The organism is Gammaproteobacteria bacterium (assembly GCA_028817255.1).
Lineage (GTDB): Bacteria > Pseudomonadota > Gammaproteobacteria > Porifericomitales > Porifericomitaceae > Porifericomes > Porifericomes azotivorans.
This window is the reverse complement of record JAPPQA010000130.1, coordinates 1-11,183: the sequence shown is the minus strand read 5'-3', so window position 1 is coordinate 11,183 and position 11,183 is coordinate 1. Positions and strand designations below refer to the sequence as shown.

The following is an 11,183-nucleotide window of genomic DNA, read 5'->3' as shown; positions in this document are numbered from 1 at the left end:
AAAGTCAGGCATTAAATGGCAGGGGAGATAGGGGCGGCGGACTGGGGCTACAGGGGCTAAGGAATGCGCCCTGCCTGCAGCAGGCGGTCGAAGAGAACGGGCTGGCTGATCCAGATGGCGATGTCGTCGAAGTCGGCGGCGGGGCCTCCGGCCTGGTAGCGGGAGGCGTTGCCGGCCTCGTAGCTGGCGTTGTGGCCGTCCGGGCGCCGGTTCGGGCCGGTGGAATAGACCAAGGCGACGGGCGGCGACGCGTTGGCGGAGAGGCTGCGTCCGGCGGCGTCGGTCACGGCAATCCTGCCGCTGGAGACGGCGCTGGCGAGGCTCAGGGCGGTGGTGAAGCGCCGGTCCGCGCGGTAGCGCCAGTAGCCGTGCCACGGGGCGTTGCCGCGCCGCCGCGGCGCGCCCCAGGGGTCGGTCTCCCGCACCCCCAGGGCGCGCCAGGGCAGGTAGCCTTCCGCGGTTTCCGAGGCGGCGCAGTCTTCCAGTCCGTAGGCGGCGCTGGCGGGATTCGGCTCCCTGCTGGGGCAGGGCAGCCGGCCGTGCAGCACGGCGTAGGCCAGCAGGGCGCCGCGGATCTCCTGCAACTGCTCTTGCGTTTGCCGCCAGCGTTGCTGCTCCCAGCGCGCGGCCAGCGGCGGCACCAGGCTGCCCAGCAGCAGCGTCAGCACCAGCAGGGCGATGGCGACCTCCAGCAGCGTAAAGCCGCGCGCGCGCCGCGGGTCTGCCGGTATTGCGCGCCGCACCGGAAATGCCTCGGCAAATGCCTTAGTCCCGGGGGCAGGGGACGACCCGCAAGGGCGCACCGGTCTCGGCGGGCAGCAAGCAGTAGAGGATGTCGTTGAAGTCGGCGGCGGCGGCGCGGTTGCGGTAGGCGACGGCGTCGTCGCCGGAGGTGGCCTGGTAGGGGGGGCCGGCGACGCCCTCCAGGTAGGAGGAGGCGGCGGCGCGGTCGGCAGGGCGGTCGCGCCGCTGGCCGTGCAGCCGGGCGCCGGCGAACCACAGCACGGCGGCGTAGCTGCGCCCGGCATTGTCGGGCCAGGCGCGATTGATGGCGATGCAGCGCCGGCCGCCGCCGCAGGACGGTGTCGCCTGCGCGAGCGGTCGGGGCTGGTAGGCGTCGGCGACGGCGTAGAACAGGTGGTCTTTCCAATTCTCCCACAGCCGGCGCAATTCGGAGCTGGAGGAGGCGAAATCGGCGCAGCCGCTTAGCAGCTTGCCGCGGGCGGCGCCGGCGCCCAGCGTGGCGGCGCTGTCGTCCGCGATGTCCGGCAGGCGCCCGAACAGGTTGCCCGCCGGGCGGTCGTCGTAGTTGCGGCGGTCCCGGTGCCGGGCCAGCGCCAGCGGGGCGGGCCACGGCAGGCTCAGATTGCGCGGGTTGGCGTGGCCGCGGCCGTAGCCCGCCAGGCACTCGGCAGCCTTGCGCAACAGGCTGGGCGCCGCGGCGGCGGCTGCCGCGCCCGCCAGCCGCGTCCGGTAGTCGCCGCGCCGGCGCACGGCCCGGAACAGTTCCTCCGCGCCGATGTGGAGGATGCGGTCGTTCAGCAGGTGCCGGGCGCTGCCGGCGCTCAGCCAGTCGTCTATGGCGTCCGGGCCGGGGAGCAGCGTGTGGTTCGCCAGGCCGTCATGCAGGCTGCCTGGCGGCGCCGCCTCCAGATATTCGCGGGCGCGGTAGTTGCCGCCGCAGATTTCGGCGCCGCTCTCCAGCCGGCGGTCCTGGCCGGGCAGGGCGGCGCCGGGGGCGACGATCACGGCGGCCGCCCATTGCGGCGCGGCGGCGCCGGTGAGGTGGGCGGCGGAGTCCAGGAGGCGGACCCGGAAATTGCCGCCGGTGTCGTGGTTCAATAGTTGCGCGGCGGGGTTGGCCTTGAATTCTCCGGCGACGGCGTACCACAGGCATTCGCCGGCGGCGTCTTTGGGGGGCGCGATGCCCAGCGTGCGCCAGGGCAGCCGCCCCAGACTGTTGACATGGCGGCCGCCGCAACTCCCGTGCGCCGAGCCTTCCGGCAGGATGGCGGAGACCCGCAGATCGGGGCAGGGCAGTACGCCGAAGCGGCCGGGTTTGCGTTCGTAGTAGGTGACGGCATGGGCGATCAAGGCCCGCTTGGCGCGCTGCAGGGCCACCGGCGTGGCGGCTTCGCGCAACAGCGGCGAGCGGCCGGAGGCGCTCCGCTGGCTCAGCAGCAGCGCGGCGCCGGCGCCGAGCAGCAGCGCCAGGAACAACAGCAGCGCGGCCCCCCGCCAGCGCGGCGGGCCGCGGCCGTCGCGCCCGCCCGGCGGGACTAGGGCCGCCGCGGGCATTTGTCGCCCTCGGGCTGCCAGGCGCCGTCCAGCCAGCATGCGACCGGGCGCTCGCCCCGCAGGACGATACCGTCCAGGCGCGTCTCGCGGGGGCGCGCCTCGCGGGTTCGCGGCGGCGCGGGCGCGGGCGGCGGCGTTGCCGGCGCCGCTGTTTCGGCCCGGGAGCGGTCCAGCAGCCGGCGCTGTTCCGGCGTGGTGAACAGCCGGCCCAGCTGCTCCGCCGCGTCCGGCGGCGGTTCGGCCGCGGCCGTCGCGGCGCCGAGCGCCAGCAGGACGCCCAGCAGCCGGTTCACGGGCTGTCCCCGCGGCCGCCGGCGGCCAGCGCGTACCAGCGCAGCCGGCAGTCCATGCGTAACGGAGACGGGGAGTCCGGCGAGACGCGGGCCAGCGTGCAGGACTCCATTCGGAACAGTCCCGCGCCCTCCGTCTCCAGTCGCCGGAACAGGCGCGGCAGGTGCGCCTCGTGCGGTAACTCCGCCGTCAGTTCCACCAGCGCCTGGCGCATGGGCGCGCGCCCGTCCGCGGCGGCGGGCGCCGCGGGGCCCGGAGTCAGGCGGTAACGGAAGCCGGGCAGCGCCAGGTGGCGCGCCGCCGCCCGCAGGGACGCGACCCAGTCCGAGGGCAGGCTGCCGATCGCTTTTCGCTCCCGCAAGCGGCGAAAGCGCGGCAGGTAACTGGCGAGTTGCGCGCGCTGCGTCAGCAGTTGCCGGTGGCGCTCGCGGCTGCCTTGCAGGCGCAGTTCCGCCGCCAGGTAGTCGTCCCGGCAGGCGGAGTAAAAGACGCCGCCGGCGGCGCACAGGCCCAGCCCCACCAGCAGACAGAGCAGGCCGGTGCGGCGCAGGGCCCGGCGTTCTTCAGCGGCGCTCATCGCCGTTATTGCCGCTGTTATTGCCGCCGGCGGAGACGATGCGCACGACGGGCGGCGCCTGTTCCGCTTGCGTCTCGATGGTGGGGAGCAGCGGCGACACGGACCATCCCGGGGCGTCTCCGGCGGCCCGCAGCCGCTCGCCCAGCCGCTCCAGCGCCCGCAGCCAGGACACGCCGTCCCCTGCCCGCGCGCCCGCGTCCGTGCCGTTCCCCCGCGGCTTTTGCAGGCGCAGCACGAGCTCCTGTTCGACGGCGGGCGCGTCGGATTGCCGCGCCATCCATTCGATCCGCTCCAGCTGCAATTCCGGCACCGCGTCCAGGGCGCCGCCCACCGCGCGCAGCAGGGGCCAGGGCAGGGCGCGCCCCTCCTGCAGGGCCGCCGCCGCGTCCACGGCCCGGCGCATTTCCTCTATTGGCGCCGGCGCCGCCGGCATCTCCCGGCGCAGGGCGGCCATGCGTCCCTGCAGCTGGAGTTCCCGTGCCAGCATGTCCGCCGCGCCGCGGCGCAGGGCCGCGCCCTCCGCCAGCAGGGCGCCGGCCAGCGGCAGGCCGGCGGCCAGGGTCGCCAGACCCAGCGCCAACACGGCCCGGTCGCGGCACAGCAGCCGGTACGCCGCCGCCCGCGGCGCATAACCGGGGCCCGGGCGGGCGCCCAGCAGGCAGCCGGCCAGCAGGGAGTCGCAGTAGGGAGACTCGGGCGCCCGCAGTCCCAGGCGGCGCGCGACCTGGGGCAGCGGCAGCAGGCGGCGCTCGATCTCTTTCGTTGCTGGCAGGCGCGGCCCCAGCGTCCGCAGCAGCGCCGGGTCCGCCAGCACGGCCAGGTGCAGCGCGCCTTCGTCTTTTTCCTCCGCGGCCACGAAGCGCAGCACCTTGCGCAGTTCTTCCAACAGCCGCGGCAGGTCCGGCCAATCGTTCGGCGGGCCTTTCGGCGGGCCGTTCGCGGGCGCGCGGCCGGCGGGCGCCGCGCTGGCGGACGGCGTCTCCAGGGACAGCGTCTCCGCGGACGGGACGCCCGGGGCCGGCGCCCCCGTGGCCGCTGTGCCCGTGTCCGGCGTACCCGTATCCGGCGTGCCTGTGTCTGGCGTACCTGGGGCCGGCGCGGCCGCGGTCGGCGCGATTAGGCGGCTGAAGCGCAGCCTGCCCTGCCGCCAGTACGTTTGGCGCACTCCCGCCAGGGCATGCAGGCTCAGCAGCAGCAGATGGCGGTGCTCGCGCAGCAGGCCCAGGCGCTTCAGCAGCGCGTCCAGCAGTAGCGGCACGGAGTGGATGCCGCCCAGCGGCGCTTCGCATTCCGCCAGCAGTTCCGCCCAGGGGCGCGCGCCGGGCCCCAGGCAGGCGAAGAGCATGTGTTGCCCGGCGGCGCCCGGTTCCCGCCCCTGCCGCCGGCACAGGAAGTAGTCGCCGCCGCCGAATAGTTTTTTTTGCCGCCGCCGGATCAGGGCGCGCAGGTCGCCGCCGCGGGCCCGCGGCAGCAATTCCGAGCGCAACTGTTCTTCCGCCGTGTCCACCAGCAGGTGGATGGCTTGGTCGCGGGGGGCGGCCCGCAGGTGGCGGCGCAGCGCGTCCCGCCCCGCCGCGTCGGCGGCGTACAGCAGGCCGCCGCCGCGGCGGTAGAGCGCCGCCCGCTCGCGGCCCGCGAGCAATACGCGGGCGCAACGCGGCTCAAAGGGGGAGAGCCAGTACCAACTCATAGACCGGTCCCAGCAGCGCCAGCGCGATCCAGGCGATCAAGGCGCCCAGGAACAGGGTCAGCGCCGGTCCCAGCAGGGTTTGCATCCGCTCGGCGGCTTCGCGCACGTCCCGTTCGTAGAAGTAGCACACTTGGCGCAGGCCGTGCTCCAGGGCGCCGGTATGCTCGCCGATGCGGATCATGCGCAACGCCAGCGGCGGGAACAGGCCCGCCTCCCGGAAGCCCTCGGCCAAGCCGGCGCCGTCGCGGATCTTTTCGCCGGCTGCGCCCACGGCCCTCTCTACGGCACGGTTGCCGGCGATATGCCGCACCAGAGCCAGGCACTCCAGCAGGCTCAGGCCGGCGCCGTAGAGCAGGCGCAGGGCGGCGGCCACCCGGGCCAGGGCGATCTTGCGCAGCAGCGCGCCCAGCAGGGGCAGGCGCAGCAGCCAGGCGTCCAGGCGCAGGCGCAGGCCGTGGCTCGCGCGCGCCCCGGCGAGCGCGAGCGCCGTCCCGCCGGCGGCGGCCAGGAGCCAGTGGCCGTGTTCGGTGGCCACGGCGGCGACGGCCAGCAACAGGCGGGTGCGCAACGGCAGTTCCCGCCCCAGGGACTGCAGGAAGTGCTCCAGTTGCGGCACCAGCCAGGAGACCAGGAACAGGCTGACGCCCGCAACCACCAGCAGGGTCAGTGCCGGATACAGCAGCAGCTGCCAGATGCGCGAAGCCAATTCGTCCTGCCACTTCAGGTACTCGGCAAAATCCGCCAGCACCCGCGGCAGTTCGCCGGAGCGTTCGCCGGCGTCCAGCAGGTTCACCAGGACGGGAGGCTGCGACTGCCCGGCCAGCGCCTGCGACAGGGTGCGCCCTTCCTCTATGGTTTCGGCCAGGGCGGCCGCCATGGGCCCCAGGCGCCCGCGCTGCTCTTCCGCCAGGCAGCGCAGGCAGTCCAGCAGCGGCAGGCCGGCGCGCAAACCATGCTCCAGGTGAAAGCAGAGCTCGATCTGTTCGCGGCGCCGCAAGCGCCGCCGCTGGCGTACCGCCGGGCGGCAGTGCAGCAGGGTCAGGCCGCGGCGGGCCAGCTGCCCCTCCAGTTCCGCCGCATCGAGCGCGTCCATCCGGGCCTCGCGCATTCTGCCCTGCGAATCGGCGGCGCGGTAACGAAAACTGCGCATCTGTGTCCGTCTCCCCGCGGCCTCCCTCAGGCGCGCTCCAGGTGGCTCATGTCTATTACGCGGCGCAACTCGGGCAGATCGGTAGCGCCCTCCAGTACCCGCTGCGCCCCGGCCTGGGACAGGCTGCGCGCGCCCGTGGCCCGCACCCGCTCCAGCAGTTGCGGCCAGGAGGCGCGCGCCGCGACCAGCGCGCTCAGGCCGGGGTCCAGGTGCAGCACTTCCATGATCGCCAGCCGGCCCCGGTAGCCGCTGTGCCCGCACTGCGGGCAGCCGACCGCGCGGTACAGGGGGCGCCGGTCTTCCGCGTGCATGCCCAGCAGGCGGCGCTCGCCGGGGGTTGGGCGGTGGGTGCCGCGGCAGCGCATGCACAGGCGCCGCGCCAGGCGTTGGGCGACCACCCCGACCAGATGGCCGGCCAGGAGATCCGGGGGGATGCCCATGCTCGTCAGCCGCGGCAGGGCGGCCAGCGCGGAGACGGTGTGCAGGGTGGCGAATACCCGGTGCCCGGTCATGGCGGCGCGCATGGTCATGCGCGCCGTTTCTTCGTCGCGGATTTCTCCGATCAGGAGGATGTCCGGCGCCTGGCGCAGCACGGCGCGCACGCCGGCGGCAAAATCGAATTGCGAGGCATCCAGCGAGCATTGGCGCACCGCGGGCAGCTGGTATTCCACCGGGTCCTCCAGGGTCATGATGTTGGTCTCGCCGGTGTTGAGGCGGTTGAGCAGGGCGTACAGCGTCGTGGTCTTGCCGCTGCCGGTGGGGCCGGTCATCAGGATCATTCCTTCCGGGCGCTCGAGCATCCGTTCCAGCGCCTCTTGCGCCTGGGCGTCCAGCCCCAGTTTGTCCAGGGCGATGGTCATCCGTTCCCGGTCCAGCACCCGCAACACGATGTTTTCTCCATATACCGTGGGCAGCGTGGAGACGCGGAAGTCCACCGTGTGCCCGGCCAGCGACAGGGAGAAATGACCGTCCTGCGGCAGGCGCTGTTCGGCGATGTCCAGCCCGGCCATTACTTTGACGCGCACCGCGATGGACGGCCAGTGGTCTTTGTGCAGGCTGCAGACCTGGCACAGCACTCCGTCAACGCGGTAGCGGAAGCGCGCGAAGCCCCGTTCCGGTTCCAGGTGAATGTCCGAGGCGTTGCGCTTGACCGCATCGGTCAGCAGGGCGTTTACCAGGCGCACGACCGGGCGCTGGGACTCGTCTTCGGCGCCGGTGTCCCCGGCGCCTTCTTCTGGCGCCGTTTCGCGCTCCAGTTCGCGCAGGGCGTGTTCCATGGACAAGGGGTGGCCGTAGTGGCGCTCCAGTGCCCGCGCCAGGCCGGAGTCGCCCGCCAGCACGGGGGAGATGCGGATGCCGCCGCCCAGACGGGCAGCGATCTCGTCCATCAGCAGCAGGTTGCGGGGGTCGCCGGTGGCCAGGGTCAGCTGCCGCGTGTCCGGCTCGTAACGCACCGGCAGCACCCGGTAGTGCCGGGCCGTTTCCCAGGGCAGCAGGGCGATGGCATCCGGGTCCGGGATCACTCGCTCCAGGTCTATGGGCCGTTCGCCGAGCAGCCCGGCCAGGCTGGCCGTGATCACGGTTTCGGAGACGAAACCCAGGCGCACCAGGCAGGCGCCCAGGGTTTCCCCGCTGCGCCGGTGTTCGGTCAGGGCGATCCGCAGTTGGTCGCCGCTGACGATGCCGCGCTGTACCAGGAAGTCGCCGAGGCGTATGGGTAAGTTCACGGCGTTTCGTGCTCTTGTTGCAGGCGGCGGATGCGGGCGCGCGCCACGCCGGCGGCGAAGACGGCCGGCCGCTCCCGGGCCGCGGCCAGGGCCTGGCGGTAGTAGTTCAGGGATTCGCGGCGGCGGCGCAGGCGGTCCAGGCTTACGGCCAGGTTGAACAGACAGTCCGGGCGCGGCCCGGCGCGGCAGGATTTGCGGTAGGCGCGCGCCGCTTCCGGCCAGCGCCCCCGGGCGGCGTACAGGCCGCCCAGGGCGAAGTAAAGGGGGGCGGGGCGCGTTGCGGCCGCGGCGGCGGTCTCCAGCGCCGACAGGGCGCTGGCCGGGCCGTTCGCATCCCGGCGCAGGGCGGCCAGGCCGGCCAGGGCGGCCGGGTCCGCGGGAGAGCGGCGCAGGAGTTGCCGGTACCGGCGGCGCGCCTCTGCCGCTTTGCCCTGTCGCCAGGCCACGGCGGCCGCGCCCAGCAGCGCCTCCCGCTGTTGCCGGGAGCCCGGCCGGACGCTGTTCAGGGCATTGCCATACGCGGCGGCGGCGGCATCCAGCGCCTGTTGCCGGTACGCCCGGTAGCCGGCCCGCAGCCAGTCGGCGCCTGAAGACGGCGGCGCGCCGTTTTGCCGCGGCAGCGGCCGGGATGCGCGCCGCGGGGAGGGCGCTGTTGCCCGTTGCGTCTGCGCGGCCTTGCCGGGCGCCGGCGGCACGGAGGGCGGCGGCGAGGGCGCCAGCGGCGCCGCTTCCCGTCGCGGTCCTTGTTGCGGCCATATTACGGCGCCGCCGGCATCCGCGCTGCCGGCCGTCGCCGTGGCCTGCGCCGCCGGCGGCGAGGGCCGCGGCACGGCGTGGGCGTAGCGCAGATACAGGGAGGCGAAGGCCAATACGGCGGCCAGCGCCAGCAGGGCCGCCAGCGGCGCGACGGCGAAACGCCAGCGCGGCGCCGGCCCGCTCCCGGGGTGGTCCGTTGCCGGCGGCGGCAGCGACGATAGCGGGTCGGGGAGCCGCCCGTTCATCCCCGTTTCGCCTCGGGCCGGGGCGTCTCTGCCCCGCGTCCCGCTTCGATCACCGCGGGCCGCAGCAGGATGACCAATTCCGTGCGCCGCGAATTTCTGCCCCTGCTGGAGAACAGGCGCCCGATCCAGGGCAGTTTCGCCAGTCCGGGCACCTGCCTTTGGTCGCTGCCCCGGTCGTCCTGGATCAACCCGCCGAGTACCGCCACCTCGCCGTCCTCCAGCCGCAGCAGGGACTCCAGCTCGCGCACCTGGATTTCCGGGATGCGGCTGCCGTTTTCCCGCAGGATCGGGTTGGGATCGCTGACGAATCGGTTCACCCGCGAGATGGTCGGGCGCACGCTGAGGATCACGGCGCCCCCCGCATCCACGTAGGGGGTGACGCTCATTACCAGCCCCACCGGCACGGAGTGCACTTCGCTGCGCGAGGCGCTTTCGCTGCTGCCCTGTACGCTCAGCGTCGTTTCCTGCTCTACGGTGAAATAGACGATGTTGTCCACGACCTTGAGCAGCGCCGTCTGGTTGTTGAGCGCCATCAACTGGGGGCTGGAGAGCACGCGGGTGTCGCCGAACTCCTGCAGCAGCCGCAACGTGGCGCTGATCTCGTTGCCGCTGGAGTCCCCGTCTTCGTAGCGCAACACCAGCGAACTCACGGTCTGCGCCGGCGTCTCGCCCAGGGAGGTCCACTCCAGCTCCACCCCGGAACCGCGTTCCAGGAACGACCACTCGATCCCCGACTGGTAGCGGTCGCTCAGGGCCACCTCGACGATCGTGGCGCGGATCAGCACCTGGCGGCGCGCGCTCTCCAGCACTTCGGACAGGAAGCGGCGCACGGTGCGGTGCTGCGCTCCGGTGGCGCGCACCGCGACCACGCCGGCGGCGGCGTTGGGAATCACCGCCGCCGCGCCGTCGTCCGTCGCGACCCCCAGGAGCGCCCGCAGGTTGCTGGCCAGTGTCGCCCAGAAATCCAGCTCTGCGCTGCCGCTGACGTCCGTGGTGGAATTGTTGACGCCTGTCGTCCCCAGTCCCTCGTCCGGGCTCGCGGCGCTGCCGGTGGTGGCGATCTGGGTGGCTATCTGCACCCGGCTGTTGGTGCTGCGCGCCAAGTTGAGATATCCGATGTGGTAAATGCGGAAGAAGGGCGTGTCGGGGAATGCCGCCAAGTAACCGGGGCTGCGCTCCAGGCGCAACGGCGTTTGCCGCTCCAGGCGCTCCAGGATTCGAGGCAGGGGTTGACTCTCGGCGTACAGGGTCACCGCGCCCTGCAATTCAGGATGCACGTCGAGCTCGAGGCCGGCATCGCGCGCCAGCGAGAACAGCAACTCGCGCACGGGCACTTGGCGCACCGCGACCGTGTAGCGTTCTTCCGCCGGGACGGGCGGCGGCTCGGGGGGGTGGGGAGGAGACGCAACGACTCGGGGGGCGCCGCCTGCCGGCTCTTGCGGCGGCCGAAGGTGGCCGCGCGTCTCGGCGGGCGCCGCCGCGGCCGGTTCCTCCGGCCCGGAATGCGTCCCGAAATGCGCGCAGCCCGCGACCAGCAAAGCGAGCGCAAGCGGGGCCGTGACAGTCCTTGTCTTCGACATTGATCACATCCTTGTGTTCGGTCTTGTGTTCGGAGGCTACTTTAGCGCATTCGCTTCCCGGGGACAATCGGGGCGGCGACCGGGCCAGGCGTTTGCGCCCGGCGACGAAGGATGCGAGCCGACTGCCCCCATTCTCTCTGCCGGCACTCGCGTTCGGCCCAGGGTGTTCAAGGCGCGGCACACTTAGATGCAGAGGCGGTCAACCGTTCTCGACCCGGCGCAGGCGCGCTCGTCCGCGACGCCGGGGGAACTCTGCCCCGGGGAGGGGGCGGCGCGAATCGTCGGGGCCGGCGGATTGTGCATTTGCAATAGTCTTTTCCGGGGCCTTTCCTGGCCTTTCCCGGCAGATTGCAAGCTGCTAGTCGAGCGACTGGGCAAGGTGCCGGGACATAGCACGACCGCGAAGTAACGCTGGCGTTCCCGCTTATTCCCCGCGGACAGGTGATCAATCCTGCCCGTTGTCCGGGTGTAGTATTCGGCGGGAGTCCCGACAGGGAGCTCCGCAGCCGTGCTTGTAAAATAGTATAGTCTTTCATGGCGTCAATCTCAAAATTGCGTACTACGCGCGGCCTGGAAGCTTCGCGCTGCGGTTCCGTCCCCGTCGTTGACAAGCGCTTCGGCCCGGGTTCAGAATATCCTTGGCGTCCGTGCACGGGCGTCCGTGCACGATGGCATGGAACGAAGCAGAAGCGCCAGGGAGGGCATTGCAATGGAAAACACGACGACCATGACGGAAACTGCCGTATTCGACACGCTGGCCGTCGCCCGCGATCTGGAACAGGCGGGCTTTGACCGCAGGCAGGCGGAGGCGCTGGCCAGGGCCCTGGCCGCGGTTCAGGGCAGCTTGGCGACCAAGGAGGGCCTCGCCG

At 72.7% G+C, this 11,183-nt stretch carries 9 protein-coding genes; all 9 read right to left on the bottom strand.

Annotated elements, in window-relative coordinates:
* Nucleotides 1-56: 56 nt before the first annotated feature.
* Genes OXU43_05765 through mshL form a run of 9 tightly spaced genes read right to left on the bottom strand, consistent with a single transcriptional unit; the run spans nucleotide 57 to nucleotide 10,314 of the window.
* Nucleotides 57-743, bottom strand: coding sequence for a prepilin-type N-terminal cleavage/methylation domain-containing protein (locus tag OXU43_05765; protein MDD9824659.1), 687 nt, complete (start codon nucleotides 741-743; stop codon nucleotides 57-59).
* 22 nt (nucleotides 744-765) lie between these two features.
* A complete protein-coding gene (locus OXU43_05760) occupies nucleotides 766-2,298 on the bottom strand; it encodes a hypothetical protein (protein ID MDD9824658.1) in 1,533 nt (510 codons plus the stop codon).
* Nucleotides 2,280-2,591 (bottom strand): hypothetical protein, encoded by a 312-nt coding sequence (locus OXU43_05755; protein MDD9824657.1) that lies wholly within the window; start codon nucleotides 2,589-2,591, stop codon nucleotides 2,280-2,282. Before OXU43_05755 ends, OXU43_05760 begins: the two co-directional genes overlap by 19 nt.
* Entirely contained in the window at nucleotides 2,588-3,166 is a 579-nt protein-coding gene (locus tag OXU43_05750; GenBank protein MDD9824656.1) for a hypothetical protein, read from the bottom strand. Before OXU43_05750 ends, OXU43_05755 begins: the two co-directional genes overlap by 4 nt.
* Nucleotides 3,153-4,856: a hypothetical protein gene (locus OXU43_05745; GenBank protein MDD9824655.1), complete on the bottom strand. Its 1,704-nt coding sequence runs from the start codon at nucleotides 4,854-4,856 to the stop codon at nucleotides 3,153-3,155. The genes OXU43_05750 and OXU43_05745 overlap by 14 nt, the downstream gene beginning before the upstream one ends.
* Nucleotides 4,828-6,006 carry a type II secretion system F family protein gene (locus OXU43_05740; GenBank protein ID MDD9824654.1) on the bottom strand — a complete coding sequence of 393 codons (1,179 nt, stop codon included), beginning with the start codon at nucleotides 6,004-6,006 and terminating at the stop codon, nucleotides 4,828-4,830. Before OXU43_05740 ends, OXU43_05745 begins: the two co-directional genes overlap by 29 nt.
* A 26-nt stretch (nucleotides 6,007-6,032) precedes the next feature.
* Nucleotides 6,033-7,733, bottom strand: coding sequence for a GspE/PulE family protein (locus tag OXU43_05735; protein MDD9824653.1), 1,701 nt, complete (start codon nucleotides 7,731-7,733; stop codon nucleotides 6,033-6,035).
* Nucleotides 7,730-8,734, bottom strand: coding sequence for a tetratricopeptide repeat protein (locus OXU43_05730; GenBank protein ID MDD9824652.1), 1,005 nt, complete (start codon nucleotides 8,732-8,734; stop codon nucleotides 7,730-7,732). Before OXU43_05730 ends, OXU43_05735 begins: the two co-directional genes overlap by 4 nt.
* Entirely contained in the window at nucleotides 8,731-10,314 is a 1,584-nt protein-coding gene (gene mshL, locus OXU43_05725) for a pilus (MSHA type) biogenesis protein MshL (protein MDD9824651.1), read from the bottom strand. Before mshL ends, OXU43_05730 begins: the two co-directional genes overlap by 4 nt.
* Nucleotides 10,315-11,183 lie beyond the last annotated feature (869 nt).